The organism is Leisingera sp. CC-HEC093, assembly GCF_059429195.1.
Genome location: NZ_JCAIJR010000001.1, coordinates 1,756,681 through 1,780,504 on the forward strand (window position 1 = coordinate 1,756,681; position 23,824 = coordinate 1,780,504).

The 23,824-nt window shown below is 63.6% G+C and carries 23 protein-coding genes and 2 pseudogenes; 13 read left to right on the forward strand and 12 right to left on the reverse strand.

Annotated elements, in window-relative coordinates; all coding sequences use genetic code 11:
- The first annotated feature begins 66 nt into the window (after positions 1-66).
- The gene (gene gshB, locus AC5STB_RS08440) at positions 67-1,002 is read left to right on the forward strand and encodes a glutathione synthase (protein ID WP_495442491.1); all 936 of its coding nucleotides are present in this window, start codon (positions 67-69) and stop codon (positions 1,000-1,002) included.
- Positions 1,002-1,907, forward strand: a complete 906-nt coding sequence (locus AC5STB_RS08445; RefSeq protein ID WP_495442492.1) for an alpha/beta hydrolase fold domain-containing protein — start codon at positions 1,002-1,004, stop codon at positions 1,905-1,907. The genes gshB and AC5STB_RS08445 overlap by 1 nt, the downstream gene beginning before the upstream one ends.
- Here AC5STB_RS08445 and AC5STB_RS08450 read toward each other — a convergent pair.
- From AC5STB_RS08450 to cobU, 4 genes are all read right to left on the reverse strand, one after another.
- On the reverse strand, positions 1,899-3,407 hold the full coding sequence (locus AC5STB_RS08450; protein WP_495442493.1) for a YifB family Mg chelatase-like AAA ATPase: 1,509 nt from the start codon (positions 3,405-3,407) through the stop codon (positions 1,899-1,901). The genes AC5STB_RS08445 and AC5STB_RS08450 overlap by 9 nt on opposite strands.
- 115 nt (positions 3,408-3,522) lie before the next feature.
- Entirely contained in the window at positions 3,523-4,206 is a 684-nt protein-coding gene (locus AC5STB_RS08455; protein ID WP_495442494.1) for a glutathione S-transferase, read from the reverse strand.
- Between the two features lie 58 nt (positions 4,207-4,264).
- Positions 4,265-4,846: a histidine phosphatase family protein gene (locus AC5STB_RS08460; protein WP_495442495.1), complete on the reverse strand. Its 582-nt coding sequence runs from the start codon at positions 4,844-4,846 to the stop codon at positions 4,265-4,267.
- Entirely contained in the window at positions 4,843-5,361 is a 519-nt protein-coding gene (gene cobU / locus AC5STB_RS08465) for a bifunctional adenosylcobinamide kinase/adenosylcobinamide-phosphate guanylyltransferase (protein WP_495442496.1), read from the reverse strand. The genes AC5STB_RS08460 and cobU overlap by 4 nt, the downstream gene beginning before the upstream one ends.
- 274 nt (positions 5,362-5,635) lie before the next feature.
- On the opposite strand from cobU, the gene AC5STB_RS08470 reads away from it, so the two are divergent.
- The 6 genes and pseudogenes from AC5STB_RS08470 (at position 5,636) to AC5STB_RS08495 (ending at position 10,132) form a co-directional block, all read left to right on the forward strand.
- Positions 5,636-6,514 (forward strand): RNA polymerase factor sigma-32, encoded by an 879-nt coding sequence (locus tag AC5STB_RS08470; RefSeq protein ID WP_495442497.1) that lies wholly within the window; start codon positions 5,636-5,638, stop codon positions 6,512-6,514.
- Positions 6,511-7,347, forward strand: a complete 837-nt coding sequence (locus tag AC5STB_RS08475) for a ChaN family lipoprotein (RefSeq protein ID WP_495442498.1) — start codon at positions 6,511-6,513, stop codon at positions 7,345-7,347. The genes AC5STB_RS08470 and AC5STB_RS08475 overlap by 4 nt, the downstream gene beginning before the upstream one ends.
- A 60-nt stretch (positions 7,348-7,407) precedes the next feature.
- Positions 7,408-8,604 carry a bifunctional phosphopantothenoylcysteine decarboxylase/phosphopantothenate--cysteine ligase CoaBC gene (gene coaBC, locus AC5STB_RS08480; protein WP_495442499.1) on the forward strand — a complete coding sequence of 399 codons (1,197 nt, stop codon included), beginning with the start codon at positions 7,408-7,410 and terminating at the stop codon, positions 8,602-8,604.
- 49 nt (positions 8,605-8,653) lie between these two features.
- Positions 8,654-8,901, forward strand: a pseudogene (locus AC5STB_RS08485) (dCTP deaminase/dUTPase family protein); the annotation flags it as partial.
- A gap of 82 nt (positions 8,902-8,983) precedes the next feature.
- The gene (dut, locus tag AC5STB_RS08490; RefSeq protein WP_495442500.1) at positions 8,984-9,433 is read left to right on the forward strand and encodes a dUTP diphosphatase; all 450 of its coding nucleotides are present in this window, start codon (positions 8,984-8,986) and stop codon (positions 9,431-9,433) included.
- A 126-nt stretch (positions 9,434-9,559) separates the two neighbouring features.
- A complete protein-coding gene (locus tag AC5STB_RS08495) occupies positions 9,560-10,132 on the forward strand; it encodes a hypothetical protein (protein WP_495442501.1) in 573 nt (190 codons plus the stop codon).
- Positions 10,133-10,309: 177 nt separating this feature from the next.
- Here the strand turns inward: AC5STB_RS08495 and AC5STB_RS08500 are convergent.
- Positions 10,310-11,017 (reverse strand): annotated as a pseudogene (locus AC5STB_RS08500) (IS5 family transposase).
- 295 nt (positions 11,018-11,312) lie between these two features.
- Between AC5STB_RS08500 and AC5STB_RS08505 the strand changes: the two are divergent.
- The 4 genes from AC5STB_RS08505 to AC5STB_RS08520 all read left to right on the forward strand — a co-directional run bounded on the left by AC5STB_RS08505 (position 11,313) and on the right by AC5STB_RS08520 (position 15,106).
- Entirely contained in the window at positions 11,313-11,600 is a 288-nt protein-coding gene (locus tag AC5STB_RS08505) for a hypothetical protein (RefSeq protein ID WP_495442502.1), read from the forward strand.
- Entirely contained in the window at positions 11,600-12,649 is a 1,050-nt protein-coding gene (locus AC5STB_RS08510) for a HesA/MoeB/ThiF family protein (RefSeq protein ID WP_495442503.1), read from the forward strand. The genes AC5STB_RS08505 and AC5STB_RS08510 overlap by 1 nt, the downstream gene beginning before the upstream one ends.
- Positions 12,650-12,658: 9 nt before the next feature.
- Positions 12,659-13,009: a hypothetical protein gene (locus tag AC5STB_RS08515; protein WP_495442504.1), complete on the forward strand. Its 351-nt coding sequence runs from the start codon at positions 12,659-12,661 to the stop codon at positions 13,007-13,009.
- Between the two features lie 81 nt (positions 13,010-13,090).
- On the forward strand, positions 13,091-15,106 hold the full coding sequence (locus AC5STB_RS08520) for a M3 family metallopeptidase (protein WP_495442505.1): 2,016 nt from the start codon (positions 13,091-13,093) through the stop codon (positions 15,104-15,106).
- Between the two features lie 117 nt (positions 15,107-15,223).
- On the opposite strand, the gene AC5STB_RS08525 is transcribed toward AC5STB_RS08520, so the two are convergent.
- The 7 genes from AC5STB_RS08525 to AC5STB_RS08555 all read right to left on the reverse strand — a co-directional run bounded on the left by AC5STB_RS08525 (position 15,224) and on the right by AC5STB_RS08555 (position 22,856).
- Positions 15,224-16,156 carry a 2-hydroxyacid dehydrogenase gene (locus tag AC5STB_RS08525; protein WP_495442506.1) on the reverse strand — a complete coding sequence of 311 codons (933 nt, stop codon included), beginning with the start codon at positions 16,154-16,156 and terminating at the stop codon, positions 15,224-15,226.
- A 17-nt stretch (positions 16,157-16,173) separates the two neighbouring features.
- Positions 16,174-17,325, reverse strand: coding sequence for a rod shape-determining protein RodA (gene rodA / locus AC5STB_RS08530; RefSeq protein WP_495442507.1), 1,152 nt, complete (start codon positions 17,323-17,325; stop codon positions 16,174-16,176).
- A complete protein-coding gene (mrdA, locus tag AC5STB_RS08535; RefSeq protein ID WP_495442508.1) occupies positions 17,322-19,268 on the reverse strand; it encodes a penicillin-binding protein 2 in 1,947 nt (648 codons plus the stop codon). The genes rodA and mrdA overlap by 4 nt, the downstream gene beginning before the upstream one ends.
- A complete protein-coding gene (locus tag AC5STB_RS08540; RefSeq protein WP_495442509.1) occupies positions 19,265-19,804 on the reverse strand; it encodes a rod shape-determining protein MreD in 540 nt (179 codons plus the stop codon). The genes mrdA and AC5STB_RS08540 overlap by 4 nt, the downstream gene beginning before the upstream one ends.
- Positions 19,797-20,738 carry a rod shape-determining protein MreC gene (mreC, locus tag AC5STB_RS08545; RefSeq protein WP_495442510.1) on the reverse strand — a complete coding sequence of 314 codons (942 nt, stop codon included), beginning with the start codon at positions 20,736-20,738 and terminating at the stop codon, positions 19,797-19,799. The genes AC5STB_RS08540 and mreC overlap by 8 nt, the downstream gene beginning before the upstream one ends.
- Before the next feature lie 65 nt (positions 20,739-20,803).
- On the reverse strand, positions 20,804-21,850 hold the full coding sequence (locus AC5STB_RS08550; protein WP_483554449.1) for a rod shape-determining protein: 1,047 nt from the start codon (positions 21,848-21,850) through the stop codon (positions 20,804-20,806).
- Positions 21,851-22,079: 229 nt separating this feature from the next.
- Positions 22,080-22,856, reverse strand: coding sequence for a lysozyme family protein (locus AC5STB_RS08555; protein WP_495442511.1), 777 nt, complete (start codon positions 22,854-22,856; stop codon positions 22,080-22,082).
- Between the two features lie 131 nt (positions 22,857-22,987).
- Here AC5STB_RS08555 and AC5STB_RS08560 point away from each other — a divergent pair, with 131 nt between their 5' ends.
- On the forward strand, positions 22,988-23,782 hold the full coding sequence (locus AC5STB_RS08560) for a 23S rRNA (adenine(2030)-N(6))-methyltransferase RlmJ (protein WP_495442512.1): 795 nt from the start codon (positions 22,988-22,990) through the stop codon (positions 23,780-23,782).
- Positions 23,783-23,824: the final 42 nt, after the last annotated feature.

Consider the following 23,824-nt stretch of genomic DNA (forward strand, 5'->3'; position numbering starts at 1 on the left):
GCCTGACCCATTGAACCCGGGGCTGGGCTGGGCCATGTATTTGGCCAGCTTACAAGGGATACTGCCATGAAGATCGCCTTTCAGATGGACCCGGTCATGGGCGTGGACATCAATGCCGACAGCAGCTTCCGCCTGGCCGAGGAAGCCCAGGCGCGTGGCCATGAGCTGTTTTTCTACACCCCGGACCACCTGGCCTATCAGGAAGGCCGCATCACGGCGCGCGGGCATGGCATGACCGTGCAGCGGGTGGCGGGCACGCCTGCGGTTCTGGGCGAAGAGCGCGAGGCGGATCTGGCGGAATTCGACGTGGTCTGGCTGCGCCAGGACCCGCCGTTCGACATGCATTACATCACCTCGACCCACCTCTTGGACATGCTGAAAGGCAAGGCGCTGGTGGTGAATGATCCCTTCTGGGTGCGCAATTACCCGGAAAAACTGCTGGTTCTGAACTTTCCCGAACTGACGCCGCCAACCACCATCGCCCGGGATTTGCAGACCATCAAGGCGTTCAAGGAAAAGCACGGCGATGTGATCCTGAAGCCGCTGTATGGCAACGGCGGCGCCGGCGTGTTCCGGCTGGATGCCAACGACCGCAACCTGACCTCCTTGCATGAGCTGTTCACTGGCTTCAGCCGCGAGCCGCTGATTGTGCAGAAATTCCTGCCCGACGTCAGCAATGGCGACAAACGGGTGATCCTGGTCGACGGCGAGCCGGTGGGCGCGATCAACCGGGTGCCCGCGGCGGGCGAAACCCGGTCGAACATGCATGTGGGCGGGCGGCCGGAAAAGATCGGGCTGAGCGAGCGCGATCTGGAAATCTGCACTGCCATCGGCCCGCTGCTGCGCGAAAAAGGCCAGGTCTTTGTCGGTATCGACGTGATCGGCGACTACCTGACTGAGATCAACGTGACCTCCCCCACTGGCATCCAGGAACTGGAGCGGTTTGACGGGGTGAACATTGCCGAAAAGGTCTGGCAGGCGATCGAAGCCAAGATCCGCTGATGAGCTGGCAGCGCCGCGCCTTAAACGCATGGATGCGCTATGGCATGAAACCGGCGCTGCAGCTGACCAGGAACCCGGAACTGGCGCGCAAAGTTTTTGAAGCCATGGCGCCCCGGCTCTATCCGGCGCTGCCCTTTACCAGGCTGCAGCGGCGGCCTGCGCCTGTGCCGCTGAAACTGGTGTCCTGCGGGCCGGTCAGGCAGGGCCAGATCATTCTTTTTCTGCATGGCGGCGCCTATCTGGCGGGAAGTGCGCGCGCCTATCAGGGGATGCTGTCGCGCCTGTCACGGACGTCCGGGCTGGAGGTTGCGGTGCCGGATTACCGGCTGCTGCAGCAGGCCCCCTTTCCCGCAGCCTACGAGGACGCCTGGGCGGCTTGGGCATACCTGCGCCGGACCGGCTATGCCGCGCGGGATATCCTTCTGGCCGGTGACAGTGCCGGCGGCGGGCTGGCGCTGGCGCTGCTTGCCGGTCTTCTGGCGCAAGGCGAACGCCCTGCGGGCCTTGCTGCCTTTTCCCCTTGGTGCGACCTGACCCTGAGCGGGGCCAGCATTCAAGCCAACCGGAACAGGGATGTGATCATCCCGGCCCGCCGGATGGAGGAGGTCGTGGATCAGTACCTTGCGGGTGCCGACCCGGCAGATGTGCGGGCATCGCCGCTGTTTGCCCGCTTTGCCGATCCGCCGCCGGTGCTGATCCAGGCGGGGGACAGCGAAGTTTTGCTGTCAGATGCGCAGCGCATGGCAGAGCTGCTGGAAGCCTCCGGCGGCGATGTGCGCCTGAGCTTGTGGCACGATGTTCCCCATGTGTGGCAATTCATGGCCGGCCACTTGCCCGAGGGCCAGGCCGCCTTGGAGGAGGCCGCGGCCTTTGCCAAGGACGTGCTTGGCAGCGGTTCAGCGTGACGGCGGCAGCCGGAAGCTCAGCGCTTCGGCAAAATGCGGCCGCTGCACCTGCTCCTCGCAGGCCAGATCCGCAATCGTGCGCGCGACCCGCAGAACACGGTGGTAACCGCGCGCGCTGAGGCCGAAGCGTTCGGCGGCACGGATCAGCAAGTCGCGGCTTTCGGTATCCGGAGCGGCGATGTCTTCCAGCAGTGCGCCTTCGGCATCGGCGTTCTGGCGCAGGCCGGGATGGGGGCGGAACCGGGCCGTTTGCATTTCGCGGGCGGCTGCCACCCGCTGCGCGACCTCGGCAGAGCCGTCGGCGCTGGGCGGCAGCTCTAGGTCGGCCACATCCACTGGCGGCACGTCGAGATGCAGGTCAAAACGGTCCAGCAGCGGGCCGGATATACGGCCCAGGTAATCCGCACCGCAAAGGGGGGCGCGGGAACAGGCCTTGTTCGCGTCAGCCAGATAGCCGCATTTGCAAGGGTTGGCGGCGGCCACCAGCATGAAGCGGCTGGGGTATTTCACATGGGCATTGGCCCGCGCCACCATCACCTCGCCGGTTTCCAGCGGCTGGCGCAGGGTTTCCAGCACCGGGCGGCCGAACTCCGACAGCTCGTCCAGGAACAGCACCCCGTTGTGGGCCAGGCTGATCTCCCCCGGCTGGGCCCGCCGCCCGCCGCCCGCAATCGCGGCCATGGATGCGGTGTGGTGCGGCTCCCGGAAGGGGCGGGCGCGGCTGATGCCGCCGTCGTCGATCAGCCCGCACAGGGAATGGATCATCGAGGTTTCCAGCGCCTCAGTTGGGGACAGCGGCGGCAGGATCGAAGGCAGCCGTGCCGCCAGCATCGACTTTCCTGAACCCGGCGGGCCGACCATCAGCATGTGATGCCGCCCGGCGGCGGCGATTTCCAGCGCCCGCTTGGCGGTCTCCTGCCCCTTCACGTCGCGCAGGTCCTTGCCGCCCGGCCCAAGGGCGGCTTCGCCGGGGGTTGCGGGCTCTATCCGCCGCTGGCCGGTAAAATGCTGCACCGCCTCTGTCAGGGTGGCGGCGCCGATGACCTGCGCCGCGTCGACCCAGGCGGCCTCCGGCGCTGACAGTTTCGGGCAGAGCAGCATCCTGCCTTCCTCCGCCGCTGTGACCGCGGCGGGCAGGGCGCCGGCCACCGGCATCAGCTGGCCATCCAGCGAGAGTTCCCCCAAGGCAATGGTCTCCTCGGCCTTTTCGGCCGGGATAATGCCAATTGCGGCCAGCAGGGCGAGCGCAATCGGCAGGTCGAAATGGCTGCCTTCCTTGGGCAGGTCCGCGGGCGACAGGTTCACGGTTATCCGGCGCGAGGGCAGGGCAATGGACATCGCCGCAAAGGCGGCCCGGACCCGTTCGCGCGCTTCCTGGACCGCCTTGTCCGGCAGGCCGACCACCGAGAACGCCGGAAGGCCGGGGGCGACGGCGCATTGCACCTCGACCTGGCGGGCCTCGACGCCTTGAAAGGCCACCGTATAGGAACGTGCTGTCATCTCTCCCCGCCGTCTGAAAGGTCAGGGAGAGATGCTTGGCAATCGTGGTTTCTGATTGGTTAACGGATGCAGGGGCCAGCCGCGAATTCACGCAAAATTCGCGCTGGACACCGGTTCAGCCCAGGGACCAGGGCCGCTTTGTCAGGTCCATCGCATAAGGTTCCGGGTCATAGCTGATCTCATGCGCTTTCTCCTGCCACTGCAGGAAAGCGGGGTCCGACAGCAGCACTTTGCAATAGGCCCGGGTCGCCTCGGAAACCGGCAGGCCGTACCCTATGATCCGGGCCGCAACCGGCGAGTAGAACACATCTGCTAGCGTGTAGTCACCGAACAGGCAACCGCTACTGTGGCCGGAAACATTGCGGGCATGGGCAAACAGAGCCTCGATCCGGTCCAGGTCGGCCTTCACGCCGCGCGATACCTCGAACCCTTCATAGATATGGGCCAGCTGCATTGGGCATTCGCCGCGCAAGGCGGAGAAGCCTGCCACCATTTCCGCCGCCAGCCAGCGCGCTGCAGCACGCTGCGCCGGATCCGCGGGCCACAGCCCGGCCTCCGGGTGGCGTTCGGCCAGGGTTTCGGCAATGGCCAGGCTTTCACCGATAACCACACCCTCGGGCGTGCGCAGCGCGGGCACCAGCCGTGCCGGTGCCAGATGCGCCATGTCCTGCGCCATGGTTCCGGAATAGAGCCCCGCCATATGCACCGTATGGGGCAGGGAGAATTTTTCGAGCATGAGCCAGCCGCGCAATGACCAGCTGGAATACATGCGGTCGCCAATATAGATTTCGTAAGCCATGACAGGAGGCTAACGCGGAGCGGCACATTTCAAAATGGAATGTTTGTGATACCCCCCGTCACGGCAGGTGATTGATCACTCCGGCCTGCCAGCCATCCGGGCCAAGAGAGATTTCGCTGACCGACAGGTTGTCGATCCGGTGGGCAAAGGCCTCTTCAGCCGTCAGCATCTCAGCCCGTTGGATCTGGGTCAGGATCTGGCCGAAATGGCCGACCACGACCAGGTCGCGGCCCCGGTGCGCGGCGATCAGCCCGTCAATGGCTGCGTTCACCCGGTTGCAGACCTGGTGCCAGCTTTCACCGCCCGGCGGGGTCACATCCCCCGGCGTTTCCCAATAGGCGCGGATGCGGTCCGGGTCCTCGGCGTCCACCTCGGCCCAGGTGCGCAGCTCCCAGGTGCCGAAATGAATTTCGCGCAGCGCCCCGGTGTGGGGCAGGCGTTCCCGGCGCCCCTGAATCGCACTGGCGGTTTTCACCGCCCGGGACAGGTCGGAGGACACCACCAGCGCCCCGGCGGGCAGATATTCCGACAGGCGGGACAGGGCGGCAGTGTCGGACAGATCTGCTGGCAGATCGGACCAGCCGACCATGCATTTGGCATGGGTCGGCCCATGCCGCACCAGAAACAGCCGGGTAATCACAGTTCCCCCTTCAGAACCAGCGGCAGCCCCGCCGTCACCTGAACCACGGTGCCGGCCTGTGCGGCCAGGGCGATGTTCAGCCGCCCCTGGGCTTCGCGGAAGCGGCGGGCCAGCGTGTTTTCCGGCACAATGCCAAGCCCGGTTTCATTGGAAACTATCACCAGGTCCGCCTGGCTGCGGGCAATTGCTGACAAAAGCTCCTCCTGTGCGGCGTCCAGATCATGCTCTGCCAGCAGATGGTTGGTCAGCCACATGGTGGCGCAATCCATCAGGCAGACCTGAGCCGGCGACAGCGGGTCCAGAACACGCGCAGCTGTTTCCGGTTCTTCAATAGTGGTCCATCCAGCCCCTCTTTGTTTGAGATGCCTGGACACTTTTTCGCGCATTTCGGTGTCAAAAATTTGTGCAGTTGCCCAGTAAACTTTATCTTTTCCGGTGTTTACGCACAGCTGCTCGGCAAATGCCGACTTCCCCGAGGCGGCGCCCCCCAGAATAAAAGTTACATTTGACGGCATTTTTTGCTAACCTGTGAGTCCGAAGCCGTTCCTGTGGGTAACTGCAGGGCCCGGTGAACACAAGAGATCGCAGCATCCCGGGGTTCCGCTTTTTAAGGCCGGGAGAAACTGCGCAGGGGCCAAGATACTATTTTACTTTTCCGTTTTGGCCTTTGGATGAGCCGCGAGACACATCCTGCGTTATTGCTGCCGGTCTGATTATAACCGGGCCCCCGATTGTTCCAAGCACGCCCCCAGGCGGCAGTTTGTTAATTAGTTTCCGGGGGGAAATCACATGGCACTTGATCAAACAGTGGAAAACCCATTGCCGAGACAGGCAATGAAGGCAGAACTGCTGGATGCAGAGACCGAGCGGCGCTTGGCCTATGCCTGGCGGGACGACCGCGATGTTGAATCGCTTCACAGGCTCATCAACGCCTATATGCGCCTGGCCATTTCCATGGCGGCCAAGTTCAAGCGCTACGGCGCGCCGATGAACGATCTGATCCAGGAGGCGGGGCTGGGCCTCATGAAGGCGGCGGACAAATTCGATCCGGACCGCGGTGTGCGGTTCTCGACCTATGCGGTCTGGTGGATCAAGGCATCGATCCAGGACTACGTGATGCGCAACTGGTCGATGGTGCGCACCGGCTCCACTTCGTCGCAGAAATCGCTGTTCTTCAACATGCGCCGGGTTCAGGCGCAGTTCGAGCGCGAGGCGCGCGTGTCGGGGAGCAGGCTTGACCGGCATCAGCTGCATCAGAAAATTGCCACCGAAATCGGTGTGCCGCTGCGGGATGTCGAAATGATGGAGGGGCGCCTGTCCGGCGCTGACTTCTCTCTCAATGCGATCCAGTCCGCGGATGAAGAGGGCCGCGAGTGGATTGATGCGCTGGAGGATGAAGCGTCTCAGGCCGAAGAGCTGGTGCAGGAGCAGCATGACCGCCGCCAGCTGCGCAAATGGCTGGTTTCGGCGCTGCAGTCGCTGAATGACAGGGAGCGTTTCATTATCACTGAGCGCAAACTGCGCGAGCGGCCGCGCACGCTGGAAAGCCTGGGCACAGAGCTGGGGCTGTCCAAGGAGCGCGTGCGCCAGCTGGAGGCCGGTGCCTTCCAGAAAATGCGCAAATGCCTTGAAGGCCAATCGCGCGAGGTGCACAAACTGCTTTCATGAGAAAGCGTTTCCATGGCCTGAAAATGATTGCAAGCGCCGCCGCTCTGGCGGCGCTTTGCGTGTCTGGCGCCGGTGCCGGTACAGTGTCTGCCGCAGCGGCCGAGCTGCGCGGCGCCGATGTGGTGATCCTCGGCGAAGTGCATGACAATCCAGTGCATCACCAGCGGCAGGCGCAGTTACTGTCAGAACTGCAGCCCAAGGCCGTGGTCTGGGAGATGATCACGGCGGATCAGGCGGCCGGGCTGGATCCGGATATGCTCACCGATGCAGAGCAGACAGCCAATGAATTGAACTGGGCGGACAGCGGCTGGCCGGAGTTTGGCCTTTATGCACCGGTTTTTGCGGCGGCCAAGGGCGCGCGTCAGTACGGCGCGCTGGTGCCGCGCAGTGCGGCTGTCAAAATATTGGCAGAGGGGGCGGTGGCCTATTTCGGGGCGGAAGCGTCCGCGCGCTTTGGGCTGGATCAGCCCTTGCCGGAGGCGGACCAGGCGGCGCGGGAAGCGGACCAGCAGGTTAACCATTGCAACGCGATGCCGCCGGAGATGCTGCCGGTACTGGTGGACTTTCAGCGTTTGCGGGATGCAAGCTTGGCAGCCGCGACCGATCGGGCGCTGGCAGAGACAGGCGGCCCGGTGGCTGTCATCACCGGCAACGGCCACGCCCGCACCGACCGGGGGCTGTCCGTCTATCTGGTGAAGGCCCGTCCCGGGGCAGTGGTCCGCAGCCTGGGACAGTCTGAGGACGGGCAGATCAGCGGAACTTTTGACCTCGTTTGGGATGCAGAGGCGGCCGAACGCCCTGATCCTTGTCTGGCCTTCCGCACGGACGGCTGACTGCTTCACACTTTTGCCGCGGCGCAGTAAGGTCGCGGGAAACCGGGCGAGGATGCGCAGATGCTGGCTGGCAAACACATTCTATTGATCATTGGCGGCGGCATTGCGGCCTATAAATCGCTGGAGCTGATCCGCCGCCTGCAGGATCAGGGCGCACGGGTGACGCCGGTGCTGACCAGGGCTGGGGCTGAGTTCGTGACGCCGCTGTCTGTTTCGGCGCTGGCCGGGGCAGCGGTGCATCAGGAGTTGTTCGACCTGACAGCCGAGGCTGAGATGGGCCACATCCAGCTGTCGCGCAGCGCCGATCTGCTGGTGGTGGCGCCGGCCACCGCCGACCTGATGGCCAAGATGGCGCAAGGCTTTGCCAACGATCTCGCCTCGACCTTGCTGCTGGCGACCGACACGCCGGTGCTGCTGGCACCCGCGATGAACGTCCGCATGTGGGAGCACCCTGCAACGCAGCGCAATCTGCAAACCCTGAAAGCGGACGGCGTGTCCTTGGTTGGCCCCAACGAGGGCAGCATGGCCTGCGGTGAATTCGGACCGGGCCGGATGGCGGAGCCAAACGAGATTCTGGCGGCCATTACGGCCAAGCTCTCGGATGGCCCTTTGAAGGGCAAGCGCATCCTGGTGACGTCCGGTCCGACGCATGAGCCGATCGACCCGGTGCGTTATATCGCCAACCGTTCCTCCGGGGCGCAAGGGGCGGCGGTGGCCCGTGCTCTGCGCGATTCTGGTGCGGAAGTGGTGTTCATCACGGGCCCGGCAGCGGTGCGGCCGCCTGAGGGCGTGCAGGTGGTGCCGGTGGAAAGCGCCCGCGAGATGGAGGCAGCGGTGCAGGCAGCTTTGCCCGTGGATGCCGGCGTCTTTGCCGCCGCAGTGGCGGACTGGCGGGTGGCAAGTGCTTCGGACCGCAAGCTGAAGAAATCCAAGGACGGATTGCCGGTGCTGGAATTCGCTGAAAACCCCGACATCCTGAAGACCGTCTCGCAGATGAAGAATGGCCGCCCTGGATTGGTGGTCGGCTTTGCGGCGGAAACCAACGACGTGGTGGACAACGCCACCGCCAAGCGCAAGCGCAAAGGCTGCGATTGGATCGTGGCCAATGACGTCTCTCCTGCAACCGGCATCATGGGCGGCAGCGAAAACGCGGTTATCCTGATCTCCGATGACGGCGCTGAGGAATGGCCGCGGATGGGCAAGGATGAGGTCGCGCGCAAGCTGGCAGAGCGGATTGCCGCGGCGCTGGCCGGGTGAAATTGAGTATTTTTGGAAAGATGAAGGTGGAGCGGGGGGCGCGATCCGTGTGATCCATGACGAGGGTGCGGACCGGGATGTGCCGCTGCCGTCCTATGAAACCGCCGGCGCGGCGGGGGGCGGCGCGCGTGCCAACCTGCCGGACCGCGGCTGCTTGGTGCTGCAGCCGGCGAGCGGGCGCTGGTGCCGGCCGGGCTGCGGATCGGGATCCCAGCGGGCTATAAGTTGCAGACCCGGCCGCGCTCCGGGCTGGCGCTGAAACATGGCACCTGCCCTCATAACAACGGGGTGGTGAACATGGTTGGGGTCTGCAGGCAAATCGCCGCCATGTCCAGCGTCGACCCGACCGTCGCCGGGATCAACAAAAGGAAGAACACGGATGACTGAAATCAAATTCAAACGCGTCGACGGTAACCACGACTTGCCTGTGCCTGCCTATGCCACGGATGGTGCTGCGGGAATGGATTTTCGTGCCTTTCTTCCGGACGGTCCGATCACCTTCGGGCATGGAGATCTGAAGATGATCTCCACCGGCTTTTGCGTCGAACTGCCGCCCGGTACGGAGATGCAGGTCCGGCCTCGTTCGGGCCTCGCCCTCAAGAACGGCTTCATCATCCCGAACAGCCCGGGCACGGTGGACGAGGACTTCCGCGGCTGCGTGATGGTGGGACTCTATTATCTCGGACAGAAGCCCTACACCATCAACCACGGCGACCGGATTGCCCAAGCGGTGATTGCAGACGTCCGGCGTTACGCCACTGTGATTGTCGAGGAGCTTTCCAGCACCGGGCGCGGCTCGGGCGGGTTCGGGTCGACCGGAACATCCTGATAGCACGCGGCATCACACAGGACACATGCCCGCAAGATCGCCGGCTGGTTTGTCGGCACTTCGGCCCATGCCGGGTTCGTTCTCCCCTCACGGCAGCATGCTGCGCATGCGCCTGCCGGGCAGCGGATGCGCTGGAGCAGGCTACGGGATGATCAGGGAAGATGGTACTACTTCCGTTTTTGGGAGGCGACTTATGCCAAACCATGTTTCCTGTCGGTTCTGCAAAATCACGAACGGCGCCAGCGCTGGTTTCATATCAACACGCAGCATCAGCTTTCAATCCTGATGCCGAGCCTCGAAGACAGGGCACTGACGATCTGCAAGCCCGGCCCCGAGGACAGAGCCAGAGGGCCCAACGCTCCTTTCGAACTGGGCTCTTTTGAGCGTGAGATCTTCGCAGTCGAGAAAAAGCGCCAGTTCTTGCGCCGTCTCGGTGCTTACTTGGGCGAACAAGAGAAATCGTTTCAAGAGTTGTCGGAAGTGCAGAGAAGCGACTTGCTGATACGCCTGATCAATACGGCCAATAATTTTGATATCAAATTGGAAAAAGCTGTCGCGGATATTTCTTTGGCAAGCGTGTTTCTGGGCCGCTCGCCAGCAGAAGACCCCGCCATGTTGAAGATCTTGCAAACCCCGCGGCATCAGCTGGATCGTGCGCGGCTGGTGCTGGATGAGACACGGGCGCGAACGCACCGATAGGAAAAGGGCAGACCGCAATAAACGTATTTTCCGAGACCCAAGGTACTGGCGATTATGGTCTGCCATGCCAGCAGGCCAACTTATTTTACCTCGGTTCCCCCCCACCGAACTGCCAGATCGACATAACAGGTGAGGTCAATGGGCCTAGTGGCGCCTAGGCCCAGGACACATTGAGTTTCAAAGCCAGTAGATGACGAGTGCGGCAAGAACGATGGCCGGGCGGAAGACCTTGGGGCAGCGATCATATCGGGTTGCGCCGCTTATATCGGCGTTTGTCGTATCTGATGGCTTTCTTGCGCTGCTTTCGACCGGGGATGCAGGCGCGTATCCCTTTGTCTTTCAAAGCTTCTCTAAACCAATCGGCATCATACCCGCGATCTCCGAGAAGCCATTGGACGTCAGGCAGGCCACTCAGCAGCGCCTTTGCACCGGTGTAATCACTGACCTGTCCGGCAGTCACGAACAGGTTCAGTGGACGCCCCTGGCTGTCACAGATTGCGTGCAGCTTAGTGTTCATGCCGCCCTTAGTGCGCCCGATCAGGCGCCCACGCCCCCCTTTTTAACCCCAAGACTGGAGGCCGTACGGTGTGCTTTCAGGTAAGTTGCGTCGATCATCACAGTCTTTTCCTCACCGTGATCAGCAGCCAGACCGGCCATCATCTGGGCAAAGATGCCTTTGTCGCTCCACCGCTTCCAACGATTGTACAAGGTCTTGTGCGGGCCGTAATTTTTGGGCGCATCACGCCAGCGCAAACCATTGCGATTGATGAAGATAATTCCGCTCAGAACACGCCGGTCATCAACACGCGGCTTACCGTGGGACTTCGGAAAATAAGGCTCAAGACGGGCCATCTGCGCGTCCGTCAGCCAGAAAAGATCAGACATATCACCGCTCATTTTTCGAACTGTGAATCACGCCACCCACCGGAAATCAATGGGTCCTGACCCTAAGACGCAATACGGCAGGTGCAATTGTTAACGCCATTCAGAAATGTCACTCGGTTTGCAAAGCAGAAACGTCACTGCATGACACAACAAGAGCAAGACTTAGCAGCCCGGAGACCTCAAATATCGTAGGGGTGATAAGCCTTGCGGGATCATCAGGCAGAAATCGCGGATTGGTCGGCTTGAGTGCGTTGTGGGTCTATCACTGCGGCAGTGATCCGAGTAAAGACGCACGATGAATGAACTCGTATCGATGATCAGAATGATGACCCCTGACATCCAATCGTTGGTGGATTTGGAGTTTGCCAAGCTCTTGGGTGAGCCGGAACCGGGCAGCGCTTTGGACCAGGTAAATCTGAAGGACGGCGACAAGATTGTTTATGACTGTCTTGAACATGGAGAGGTGGGCATAGCTTTCGATCATCTTGTATACATGGTTGAAGAAGCAGGAATGGAAGTTGCGGATACGCTTGCCGGGACTGAGCGCGGCGCAGGCGGCTTCGGCTCCACCGGGCGCGGCTGATGCTGCGCATTCTCATTCTTGCAGCGCTGATCTGGTGGGGCGGGCGGTTCCTGGGCCTGCCGCGCAATCTGCGTATTGGCCTGCTGGCCGTTCTGTTCACCGCTGTGCTGGCAGTGCAGCTGACCCTGCCGGACGGGCATCCCCTGCGCGAGGGCACTGGCGGCTCGGCAGCCCCCTGGCTGCTGCTGGGCGGCTTTGCCCTTGTGGCTGGTTTCTATGCGCGTATCGTGGCCGCCCTGAAAACCCGCGCCCAGCCCCAGGAACCAGAAATGAACCAGCCCGCCAGCACCTTCACCGAAAGCGAGCTTGACCGCTATGCCCGCCATATTGTTCTGCGGGAACTGGGCGGGCCGGGGCAGAAGAAGCTGAAGCAGGCCAAGGTGCTGGTGATCGGTGCCGGCGGGCTGGGTGCGCCCGCGCTGCAGTATCTGGCTGCCGCCGGTGTTGGCACAATCGGGGTGATTGACGACGACGTGGTCGACAATGCCAACCTGCAGCGCCAGGTGATCCACCAGGATAAGGACATCGGCAAGCCCAAGGTGTTCTCAGCCCAGGCCGCGATGCAGGCGCAGAACCCCAATGTGGCGGTGCGCCCCTACAACCGCCGCCTGACAGCGGAAGTCGCGGCGGAGCTGTTTGCCGAATATGACCTGATCCTCGACGGAACGGACAATTTCGAAACCCGCTATCTGGCCAACCGCGCCGCGGTGGCGCTGGGCAAGCCGCTGATTTCCGGCGCGCTGTCGCAGTGGGAGGGCCAGCTGAGTGTGTTCCACCCGGCCCAAGGCGGCCCTTGCTATCAGTGCATCTTTCCCGAGGCCCCGGCTGCTGGCCTTGCGCCCAGCTGTTCCGAGGCCGGGGTGGTCGGCCCGCTGCCCGGCGTGGTCGGATCGATGATGGCGGTGGAGGCGGTCAAGCAGATCACCGGTGCCGGTGCGGTGCTGCGGGGTGAGATGCTGATCTATGACGGGCTGTACGGTGAAACCCGCAAGATCCGCCTGTCCCGGCGGGCAGATTGCCCGGCCTGCGGCGGCAAAGCGCAAAGCTGACCCCGGCCAGTGAATGAAGCCTATTACATTGCCCTGCTGTGCGGTGCCCTGTTCGGCGGCCAGCCGGAACGGGTGCATGATTTCACCTATCCCGGCGGTGCCGCGTCGATCCGCACCGATTGCGAGAACGGGAACAGGGTCATCGAGTTCGGGCTCGACAAGCGCAGCAGCCTCGACAGCATCCAGCAGGCGCTGTTCGCGGCAGAGGTCACCGGCAAAGAGCCTGTTGTGGTGCTGATCGACACCGATGGCAAAATGGGCCGGTTCGAGTGGCGCATTGCCCGGGCGGCGAATGTCGCGGATGTGCCGGTGCGCATCGTCCCGGCAGAACTGACCGAGGGAGACGGGGCAGGCGGCTGAGCCGTGGGCTCGGTGCATGGAAAGGTCAATTGCGGCTCCCCGGCTTTCCCGCTAGCGTCGCCTGCAAAGGAGACCCCTCATATGCCCAATCCGCTTCTGTCCCGCTGGGACACGCCGTTTGAAATTGCCCCGTTCCACAGCATTTCCGATGACGATTTTGCCCCCGCGCTAGAGCAGGCGCTGGCGGCGCACAAGGAACAGATCAACGCCATCGCAACCAGTTCCGAGCCGCCCGCCTTTGCCAATGTGATTGAGGCGCTGGAAACCCCTTGCCGCGAGTTGGAGCAGGTGCTGGGTGTGTTCTTCACTGTTGCGGGGGCCGACAGCAATCCCAAGCGGGAGGAGCTGCAGCGCGAGTTTTCCCCGAAACTTGCCGCGCATTTCTCAGCCATCACTGCCAACAAGGCGCTGTATGCGCGCATCAAGGCGGTGTGGGATCAGCGGGAAAAACTGGATCTGACGGATGAACAGCAGCGGGTGCTGATGCTGACCCACCGCGGCTTTGTTCGCGGCGGGGCAGCGCTGGAAGGCGAAGCCGATACCCGGATGCAAGAGATCAAGGGGCGGCTGGCCACCTTGGGCACCCAGTTCACCCAAAACCTGCTGGCGGATGAGCGCAGCTGGTTCCTGGAGCTGTCGGAGGACGATCTGGAGGGGCTGCCGGATTTTGTGGTCAAGGCGGCCCGTGCGGCTGGCGAAGAGAAAGGCACGGATGGCCCGGTTGTTACCCTGTCCCGTTCGCTGATCACGCCGTTCCTGCAATTCTCGCCGCGCCGCGACCTGCGCGAAAAAGCCTTCAACGCCTGGGCCGCCCGCGGCGCCAATGGCGGTGAGACCGATAACCGCGCCATCGCCGCTGAGATCCTGAAACTGCGCGAAGAACGCGCGCAGCTCCTGGGTTATGAAAACTTCGCCGCCTACAAGCTGGAAACCGAAATGGCCAAAACGCCGGAGGCCGTGCGCGGGCTGCTGATGGAGGTCTGGGATGCGGCCAAATCCCGCGCCGATCAGGACACGCAGGTGCTGACCGCGATGATGCAGGCGGACGGCATCAACGGCGATCTGGAACCCTGGGACTGGCGCTACTACGCCGAAAAGCGCCGCAAGGCCGAGCATGACCTGGATGAGGCTGCGCTGAAGCCCTATCTGCAGCTGGACCGGATGATCGAGGCATCCTTTGCCTGCGCCAACCGCCTGTTCGGGCTGGAGTTTGCGCCGCTGGACGTGCCGCTTTACCACCCTGACTGCCGCGCGTGGGAGGTGACCCGGAATGGGCAGCATGTGGCGGTCTTCATCGGCGACTATTTTGCGCGCGGCTCCAAACGCTCCGGCGCTTGGTGCTCTGCCATGCGGCAGCAGGCCAAGTTCCCGGACGTGCAGGCGCCGGTGGTGATCAATGTGTGCAACTTTGCCAAGGGCGATCCGGCACTTCTGTCCTGGGACGACGCCCGCACCCTGTTCCATGAGTTCGGCCACGCGCTGCACCAGATGCTGTCCAATGTGACCTACGAGAGCATCTCGGGCACCTCGGTGGCGCGCGATTTCGTGGAACTGCCCAGCCAACTGTATGAACACTGGCTGGAAGTGCCGGAGGTGCTGCAGGAATTTGCCACCCATGCCGAAACCGGTGCGCCGATGCCGCAGGAGATGCTGAAGAAGGTGCTGGGCGCGGCCAACTTCGACATGGGCTTCCAAACGGTGGAATATGTTGCGTCAGCGCTTGTCGACCTCGCTTTCCATGATGGGGCCGCGCCCTCCGACCCGATGGCCATGCAGGCCAAGGTGCTTGAGGAAATCGGTATGCCGCGGGCGATCATCATGCGCCACGCCACGCCGCATTTCGCGCATGTGTTTTCGGGCAACGGTTATTCCTCGGGTTACTACAGCTACATGTGGTCGGAAGTGATGGATGCCGATGCCTTTGCCGCATTTGAGGAAGCGGGCGGGGCTTTTGACGCCGAACGCGCCAAGGCACTGGAGGAGCATATTCTTTCTACTGGCGGATCTGCAGATCCTGCAGAGCTTTATACTGCTTTCCGCGGGCGGCTTCCGGGCGTGGATGCTCTGCTGAAAGGGCGCGGTCTGGCCGCGGAGTAAGCAAAGCGTCCTCGCGGGCACTTCGTCTCCTTCCGGCGGCAGAGCTGCTTGCTGGGAAGTGGGGCATGAGTATTTGGGGAAAGATGAAAGAGCGGGCGTCAGTCCGCTCTTTTCCGTTCAGTAGCCTAGGCCGCGGTCGACCAGATGCAAGAGCGGCTCGCCTGCCTCGGCGCGGCGGATGTTTTCGGCGATAACTTCTGCTGCGGTGCTTTCACGGGTTTCCGAAGCGATATGCGGCGTCACCGTCACATTGGGATGCGCCCAATAGGGGTGCGCCGGCGGCAGCGGCTCAATGCGGAACACATCCAGCGTCGCATGGCCCACCTGGCCGCTATCCAGCGCGGCCAGCAGTGCCGCGTCATCAATCAGCGGTCCGCGGCCCGGGTTGATGATCTTGGCCCCCCTGGGCAGCAGCGCCAGGGTATCCGCGTTCAGGGTGTTTTCAGTGGCGGGCGTATCCGGCAGCAGCAGAACGACGATCTCCGCCTGTCGCAGCGCCGCCCTCAACCCATCCGCTCCGGACAGGCAGGTTATACCCGCAACGTCCTTTTGGATCCTGCTCCAACCGGAGACTTGGAACCCGAGTGCTGCCAAGGCTTTGGCTGAGGCGGTTCCCAGCGCACCTAGCCCCAGCACAGTCACGCAGCGGTCCTTCGCCAGCGGCGGAGCCTTGGGCTCCCAGCGCCCATTCTGACCGAGGATATGCGCATCCATCCCCAGGTGATAGCGCAGGGTGTGGCCAGCAACCCATTCGGTCATGCCCTGTTCCAGACCGCTGTCCACCATCCGGGTGAGCGGCAATCCGGCGGGCACGACAGGCACGATTTTTTCGACACCTGCCCACAGGCTCAGCACTGCCTTCAGGCGGGTGAAGGGGGTGAAATCGCTGACCGGTCCGCTAGGGGCGTAGACAATGTAATCCACTCCTTCCGGCGGAAATTCAGAACGCAAATCGGCATCCACGTTCAGCCGGTCAAGTTCTGCCTTCAACAGCGGCTCATAGACGGGCCAGCTATCGGCGCGGCCTGCAAACAGGACATTGGCGGTCATGGATACTCCCTCAAATGTCAGCGTGCGGCTTGGCGCGGGCGGTGGATATGGGCGCTTTGCACGATGCCGAAGGCGCCCAGCAGCACCAGCATCGCCGAGCCGCCGTAAGAGACCATCGGCAACGGCACGCCCACCACCGGGGCCAGCCCCATCACCATCGACATGTTTACTGCAAAGAACAGGAAGAAGGTGATGGCAATACCCATTATCACAAGCGAGGAAAACCGGTCCTTGGCGGCAATGGCGGAGGCGATGCAGAACACTATGATCAGCATGTAGATGGACAACAGGGTTACACCGCCGATAAACCCGAATTCCTCTGCCAGGGTGGTGAAGATGAAGTCGGTGTGTTTTTCCGGCAGAAAGTTCAGCCTCGATTGCGTGCCTTGCATGAACCCCCGCCCGGACCAGCCGCCGGACCCCAGCGCGATCTTGGACTGGGTGATGTGATAGCCCGCGCCCAAGGGATCCTGCGAGGGGTCCAGGAAGGTGTCGATGCGGCGGAACTGATAGTCCTTGAGCAACTGCCACTCGGTGCCGCGGCTTTGGAAAACTGTGCTCACCAGCCCCACGCCGGCGGCAATCACTGCCACGAAATAGGCCCAGTGTACGCCCGCCAGGAACATCACGCCGCCGCCTGCGGCCATCAGCAGGATTGAGGTGCCGAGATCCGGCTGTTTCAGAACCAGTGCGGTGGGGATGAGGATCAGCGCGACCGGCAGCAGCACCCATAAGGGGCGGGAGGTTTTCTCGGCTGGCAGCCAGTCGTAATAGGCGGCCAGCAGCATCACCAGCGCGATCTTGGTCACTTCTGAGGGCTGCAGCCGCATGAAGCCGATGTCGATCCAGCGCTGCGCACCCATACCGACTGTGCCGAACAGCTCCACCGCGACCAGCAGCGCCAGCGACCCCAGGTAGGCCACCACCGAAATGTTGCGCCAGAACCAGATCGGGATCATCGCCACCACGAACATCACGCCCAGCCCCAGGGCAAAGCGTTTGACCTGCGGTTCCACCCAGGGGCTGAACGATCCGCCCGCCACCGAATAGAGCATCAGGAAGCCGACGCTGGAAACGGTGATCAAGAGCAGCGTCAGCCCCCAGTTCAGATGCAGGATCTTGCGCAGGCCGGTGGGAGTCGATTTGGCGTGGTACTCGAGATAGCTCATGCCCGGCTGCTCCTGCTGCCCAGCGGGCGCTTGACGCGTTCGCGCTCCAGCCGCTCCTGCTGCGCCTTGATGCGGCTGCGGTCGGCCTTGGGGTAGGCCTCCAGCGGCGGGGTGCCGTCATAAAGCGCCTGCAGCAGCACGTCGCGGGCCACCGGCGCAGCCGCCTTGGAGCCGCCGCCGCCATGTTCGACCACCACGGCCACCGCGTATTTCGGTTTGTCATAGGGCGCAAAGCAGACAAACAGCGCATGGTCCCGCCGCTCCCACGGCAGGTCTTCGTTGCGGATCACCCCGGCTGCGCGTTCGGCGGCTGTGATGTTGCGGACCTGGCTGGTGCCGGTCTTGCCGGCCATCTGCAGGCCATCGCCGATAATACGGGAGCGGTAGGCGGTGCCGCGGCGGTCATTGCTGACCGAATGCATGCCGCGCCGCACCATGCGCAGGCTGTTCTCGCTGACCCCAAGGGGCTCGCCTGCGCCGCTCGGCTGCTCGATGCCGTCCAGCGATTTCAGCAGCCGCGGCGTCACGCTGCGGCCGGTGGCAATCCGCGCTGACATCACAGCCAGCTGCAGGGGCGAGGCCAGCATGTAGCCCTGCCCGATCGAGGCATTTGCGGTATCGCCGATCAGCCAGTCCTTGCCATAGGAACTGGCCTTCCACGCCTTGGTCGGGGTGATCCCCTGCGCCACAGCGGACATCGGCAGCTCATGCTTGATGCCCAGACCGAACTTGTTGGCCATCTCGGATATGTTGTCGATGCCGGTTTTGATGGCCACGTCATAGTAGTAGACGTCGCAGGAGCGCTTCAGCGAGGTGTTCAAATCCACATGCCCATGACCAGCCCGTTTCCAGCAGTGGAACCGGCGGCCCGCAACCTTCAGGTGGCCGGGGCACCAGACGGTTTCCTCCGGCCCGACGACACCATTTTCCAGCGCCGCCAGCGCCGTGATCATCTTGAAGGTGGAGCCGGGCGGGTAGGTGCCTTGCACCGTCTTGTTGGACAGGGGGCGGTAATTGTCCTCTGTCAGCATCCGGTAGTCTGCCACCGAGATGCCGCGCACGAACAGGTTGGGGTCAAAGCTGGGCGAGGAGCAGATCGCGCGGATGTCCCCATCTTCGCAGTCGATCACCACCGCGGCGGCGCTTTCCCGGCCCAGCCGCGCCTGCACATAGTTCTGCAGCCCGGCGTCGATGGTCAGCTGCATGTCGGCGCCGGAGATACCCTCGCGGCGGTCCAGCTCGCGCATTACCCGGCCGGTGGCGTTGACCTCGACCCGCTTGGCGCCGGCCTTGCCGCGCAGCACATCCTCGCGCTTGGCCTCAAAGCCGACTTTGCCGATCTGGAAGCGCGGAATCATCAGCACCGGCTCCGGGTCTTCCATCTTGCTCAGGTCATAGTCGGAGACCGGGCCTACATAACCCACCACATGGGCGAAATCGCTGAGTTGCGGGTAGACCCGCGTCAGGCCCACCTCCGGGGTGACGCCAGGCAGGGCCGGGGCGTTCACAGCCACCTTGGAGATATCGTCCCACCCGATCCGGTCCGCGAGGGTGATCGGCAGGAACGGCGGTGAGCGGCGCATCTCGGTGCGGGCGCGCTCCAAGTCCTCCGGATCCAGCGGAACCAGGTTGGAGAGTTTGGCGATCACCTCCTCCACGTCGCCCGCATCCTCCGGCACCACGGTGATCCGGTAAGAGGGTGAGTTTTGCGCGATGATCAGGCCGTTGCGGTCGAATATCTGCCCGCGGGCCGGCGGCAGCAGGCGGATGTTGATCCGGTTTTCCTCGGCAAGCAGGCGGAATTCATCGGCTTGATCCACCTGCAGATGGCGCATCCGGGCTGCCAGCCCGCCGGCAAAAGCCAGTTGCAGCCCGCCTAGAAACAGTGCCCGCCGGGTCATCTTGCCATGCGCGGCATCCAGATCCTTGGTATTGCGTTTCATCGGCGGTTCACCAGGGTTTCAGCCTCAGCAGGGGACAGTTTGCGCACGTTCAGAATAGATTGGCTGGCCCAGACCGCCAGCGGATAGGCGGCGATGGTCATCACAACCTGGATCACGGTCAGGCTCAGCTGCGCCTGTGCAACCCCGAACAGGCTCAGGATCAGCCGGTTCAGCGTGGCAATCCCGGTTAAAACCAGGGCGACGGCCAGCCATTCACTGGCAAAGGTGCTCTCGCGGTGCGGCGCGGCGCGGCCCTTGAGAAAGCCGCAGCCCAGCACCGTCAGCAGCGCCAGCAGCCCCGGCGGGCGGTGAAACAGCAGGTCGGCCAGCAGCATCACCAGGCCGATCGACAGCGCAGGCACATAATCGGGACGGCGCAGGCTCCAGGCCATGGCCAGCGCCATCAGCAGATCCGGGGGGGCCCAGAAACGCGGCTCGGTCTCCAGCGGGAGCAGGTGAAAAAACATGACCAACAGCGCCATTGCAGGAAAGGCCGCGCGCATGGTCCAGATCCGGGCGGGTGAGGTTTTAGCCATTGCCGGCCTCAGCTGTGTCTTCGGCGCTGTCCTCCCCCAGGGTTTCAGGCCGCGGCTGCGGCAGCGGGTCGCCGGGGGCAGCGCCGACCAGACCGCCGGGGTCTTGGATCACCTGTGTGCCGTGATGGCGCAGCACCCGCAGGAATTCCAAGCGGCCATAGTCGGCGGACAGCCGCACCCGCATCCGCCCGGACCGGTCCTTGGCCACCTGGCCGATCAGCAGGCCCGCCGGGAAGACGGCGCCGTCGCCAGAGGAGATCACCCGGTCGCCGGGGCGCACCAGGTCGGGGTTTTCCAGAAAGCTCAGCACTGGTGCGGCGCTGTTGTCGCCGGTGACCAGCGCGGTCTGGCCAGAGGGTTGGATAATGGCGGGGACGGCGCTTGCGGCATCGGTCAGCAGGATCACCCTGGCGGTGTTGCGCCCGGTGCCGGAGATCCGGCCCACCAGCCCGATCCCGTCCATGGCGGCCCAGCCGTCATGCACGCCGTCGCGGCTGCCCACGTTCAGCAGCACCGACTGGCGGAAGGGCGAGCCGCTGTCAGCCATCACCACCCCGGTGATATAGGTCAGCTGCGGGTCCAGCCGCACGTTGTTGAGGTCCAGAAGCCGGGCGTTTTCCTGCTCCAGCTGCAGTGCCGCTTCTTTCCAGGCCCGCATCTGCCGCAATTCGCTGCGCAGCTCGCGGTTTTGCTCTGCCAGCCGCTGGTAGCTTTGGAAATCGCGGATCAGGTTGATAGTGGCGGTGACCGGCACCATCGCCCATTCCATATTGGGCACCACCGCATCCACCACCTGGGCGCGGAACCGCTCCACCCGCGGGCTGTCGATCCGCCAGACAATGAACACCGCGGCCAGGCACAGGCACAGCACCGCTGTCAGCAGACGCCGCAGCGGGGTTGCGTAATCGTCGCGCTGTGACTTGTCCTTTGCCACGTCTCTCCTTCCAGCCGCCACTTCAGCCTGAAATCAGCTGGCGCCGTTCCGGCGGGCCGGGGCTGTTAGCTGTCGTAGTCGATGGCGTGGGCCAGCTGCTTTTCGTATTCCAGCGCCTTGCCGGTTCCTAGGGCCACGCAGTTGAGGCTCTCGTCCGCAATTGACACGGCCAGGCCGGTCTGCTCGCGCAGGGCAAGGTCCAGATCGCCCAGCAGCGCGCCGCCGCCGGTCAGCATCACGCCGCGGTCGACGATATCGGCCGCTAGATCCGGCGGGGTGGTTTCCAGCGCGGTCATCACCGCCTCGCAGATCTGCTGCACCGGCTCGGCCAGCGCCTCAGCCACCTGGGCCTGGGAAATCTCGATTTCCTTGGGCACCCCGTTCAGCAGGTCGCGGCCGCGGATTTGCATCGACTGGCCGCGGCCGTCGTCGGGCATCCGGGCAGTTCCGATGGAGGTCTTGATGCGCTCCGCCGTGGATTCACCGACCAGAAGGTTCTGCTGGCGGCGCAGGTAGCTGATGATCGCCTCGTCCATGCGGTCGCCTCCGACGCGGACAGAGCGGGCATAAACGATGTCGCCCAGCGACAGGACTGCCACCTCGGTGGTGCCGCCGCCGATGTCGACAACCATGTTTCCGGTCGGATCGGTGATCGGCATGCCCGCGCCAATGGCGGCGGCAATCGGTTCGGCAATCAGGCCGGCGCGGCGGGCGCCTGCAGACAGCACCGACTGGCGGATCGCGCGTTTTTCAACCGGGGTGGCACCATGCGGCACGCAGACGATGATCTTGGGCTTGGAGAAGGTCGAGCGCTTGTGCACCTTGCGGATGAAGTGCTTGATCATCTCCTCGGCGGTATCAAAGTCGGCAATCACGCCTTCGCGCATCGGCCGGATCGCCTCGATCGAGCCGGGGGTGCGGCCCAGCATCAGCTTGGCGTCCTCGCCCACGGCCAGCACTTTCTTGACGCCGTCCTTGACGTGGTAGGCGACCACGGATGGTTCGGACAGGATGACGCCGCGGCCCTTGACATAGACCAGAGTGTTGGCTGTGCCGAGGTCGATGGCCATGTCCGAGGAGAACAGACCGCCCAAGTTTCCGAAAAACGCCATATAGAAGGGATCCTGTGAGTGCTGCCATTATACCTTAGGCGACTCCCGGTGGGGCCGCCTTCCAAACCTTATAAGCAGCCCGGAAGAGCCGCGAAAGGGCGTATTATGGTGAAACAGCGCCTTTCCGCCCAGTATTCAGTGGCGTCACGCTGCCGCGTTCACGCGCTGTTCCGGCAGCGTCCGGGCCGCACGCCCGACCGGGCAGCCGGCATTGCCGGAGATTCAGCAGTCAGCCCGGGAATATCCGCTGCATCTCCGCCTTGAAATGGGCCCATGTCAGGCTGGCGCTGTTGCCGGCGTAGCCTTCGTAGTAGGACTTGCCGCTGGAGACCGGCAGCCCGGCCCAGATCTTGGCCAGGTTCAGCATGAAGGTCTTGCGCGGCAACTCCGACGCCAGGAAAGCGCTGTAGCCGGCCTCCTCGATCAGCTGGTGTGCCAGCTGGTCCTGCAGTTCCGGCGTGAAGCGGGCCTGCGGTTTCACGCCCTGGTGCCGCACCAGCCGCCGCAGCGTTGCCGGGATCATCTGATACCGCCCGATGGCATGGGGCTGGCCGGGGGTGGCATCGATCCAGGCGGTGATTTCAGCGATGGTCATGCTTGTCGGCTTCCTTGGTGGCTTACGCTTGGCACCATATTGCACCGCATCGTACTGGGCTTTGCCGGCCTCGGCGCTGGCGATCAGGTCCAGCAGGCGTTTGACGCTGGGCGGCGCCCTCAGGACCGGGGCAAACAGCCCGCTGCCGCTGCGGCCGCGGAACAGGCTGGCCGCACCGGGATTGAGCGATACCGCGCCGCGGCCCTGGTCGGCGCCGGGCAGGGTGTCGGGCAGCAGGCTGGCAATTGCCTGCGGTGCCGGGGCGGCGGAGGGCGCCGGGCCAGGCATCGGGGCAGAGGCCTTTTGCAGGAAGAACTGGTTGCCCACCAGCGAATAGCCTTGCGCACTGACGGCGGCTGCGGTGCACAGCAGCAAAGCCAAAAACGTCAGGGCCAGGGCAAGGGCGCTCATTCTGAGGGGCATGGGAACCTGCATTCTGCGGTATCTCGTTGGGGGCAGTCTGCCGCAGCGGGGTTGAGATTCCGTTTATCCTGCGTACGCTGCCCCTTCCGCCCTTTGGAAATAGCCGCTAGAGGGGGCGCATGCTCTCTTATCAGCACATCTACCACGCCGGGAACCTGGCCGATGTCCAGAAGCACGCGCTGCTTGCCTGGATGCTGGCCTATCTCACCCGCAAGGACAAACCGCTCAGCTATGTCGAGACCCACGCGGGCCGCGGTCTGTACCACCTGGACGCGCCCGAGGCGGTCAAAACCGGCGAGGCTGCGCAGGGCATCACCAAGGTTCTGGCAGATCAGGGGCTGGCGGCGGATCACCCGCTGCACCGCGCCCTGTCGGAGACCCGCAAGGCGCATGGCGATTCCGCCTATCCCGGTTCACCGCTGATTGCGGCCTCGCTGCTGCGCGCTGGCGACTCGCTGCATTTTGCCGAGCTGCATCCGCAGGAAAATGCTGGTCTGCGCGCGGCGCTGAGACCATGGAAGGCCAAGGTGCACCAGCAGGACGGATTTGAGCTGGCGATGTCGCTGGCACCGCCTGCGCCGCGCCGGGGCCTTTTGCTGATCGACCCCAGTTATGAGATCAAGTCCGATTATGCCCGCCTTCCCGGCATCATCGGCCAGTTGCACAAGAAGTGGAACGTCGGTGTTATCGCCCTGTGGTATCCGATTCTGAAAGACGGCAGCCACAAGCAGATGCTGAAGGCGCTGGAGGCGCAGGGGCTGCCTGATGCACTGCGCCACGAAGTGTCCTTTCCGCCGGTGCGTGAGGGCCACCGGATGGTGGGAAGCGGCATGTTTGTGGTCAACGCGCCCTATGGCGCGGCTGCGGAAGCGGCGCGGATTTCGGCACTGTTCAACGCGGTCTCCCGCAAGTAACCCCGGATCGGGTGTTTCACCCGTAACGACGCGGTTACCGGT

Coding starts and splice junctions, on each gene's coding strand:
- rodA (WP_495442507.1), bottom strand. CDS start 17,325: ATGAGCTATCTCGAGTACCACGCCAAATCGACTCCCACCGGCCTGCGC.
- AC5STB_RS08555 (WP_495442511.1), bottom strand. CDS start 22,856: ATGAGCGCCCTTGCCCTGGCCCTGACGTTTTTGGCTTTGCTGCTGTGC.
- AC5STB_RS08550 (WP_483554449.1), bottom strand. CDS start 21,850: ATGGCGTTTTTCGGAAACTTGGGCGGTCTGTTCTCCTCGGACATGGCC.
- gshB (WP_495442491.1), top strand. CDS start 67: ATGAAGATCGCCTTTCAGATGGACCCGGTCATGGGCGTGGACATCAAT.
- AC5STB_RS08475 (WP_495442498.1), top strand. CDS start 6,511: ATGAGAAAGCGTTTCCATGGCCTGAAAATGATTGCAAGCGCCGCCGCT.
- AC5STB_RS08560 (WP_495442512.1), top strand. CDS start 22,988: ATGCTCTCTTATCAGCACATCTACCACGCCGGGAACCTGGCCGATGTC.
- AC5STB_RS08505 (WP_495442502.1), top strand. CDS start 11,313: ATGAATGAACTCGTATCGATGATCAGAATGATGACCCCTGACATCCAA.
- AC5STB_RS08525 (WP_495442506.1), bottom strand. CDS start 16,156: ATGACCGCCAATGTCCTGTTTGCAGGCCGCGCCGATAGCTGGCCCGTC.
- AC5STB_RS08540 (WP_495442509.1), bottom strand. CDS start 19,804: ATGGCTAAAACCTCACCCGCCCGGATCTGGACCATGCGCGCGGCCTTT.
- AC5STB_RS08445 (WP_495442492.1), top strand. CDS start 1,002: ATGAGCTGGCAGCGCCGCGCCTTAAACGCATGGATGCGCTATGGCATG.
- mrdA (WP_495442508.1), bottom strand. CDS start 19,268: ATGAAACGCAATACCAAGGATCTGGATGCCGCGCATGGCAAGATGACC.
- AC5STB_RS08450 (WP_495442493.1), bottom strand. CDS start 3,407: ATGACAGCACGTTCCTATACGGTGGCCTTTCAAGGCGTCGAGGCCCGC.
- coaBC (WP_495442499.1), top strand. CDS start 7,408: ATGCTGGCTGGCAAACACATTCTATTGATCATTGGCGGCGGCATTGCG.
- AC5STB_RS08455 (WP_495442494.1), bottom strand. CDS start 4,206: ATGGCTTACGAAATCTATATTGGCGACCGCATGTATTCCAGCTGGTCA.
- dut (WP_495442500.1), top strand. CDS start 8,984: ATGACTGAAATCAAATTCAAACGCGTCGACGGTAACCACGACTTGCCT.
- AC5STB_RS08520 (WP_495442505.1), top strand. CDS start 13,091: ATGCCCAATCCGCTTCTGTCCCGCTGGGACACGCCGTTTGAAATTGCC.
- AC5STB_RS08510 (WP_495442503.1), top strand. CDS start 11,600: ATGCTGCGCATTCTCATTCTTGCAGCGCTGATCTGGTGGGGCGGGCGG.
- AC5STB_RS08495 (WP_495442501.1), top strand. CDS start 9,560: ATGCGCTGGAGCAGGCTACGGGATGATCAGGGAAGATGGTACTACTTC.
- AC5STB_RS08470 (WP_495442497.1), top strand. CDS start 5,636: ATGGCACTTGATCAAACAGTGGAAAACCCATTGCCGAGACAGGCAATG.
- cobU (WP_495442496.1), bottom strand. CDS start 5,361: ATGCCGTCAAATGTAACTTTTATTCTGGGGGGCGCCGCCTCGGGGAAG.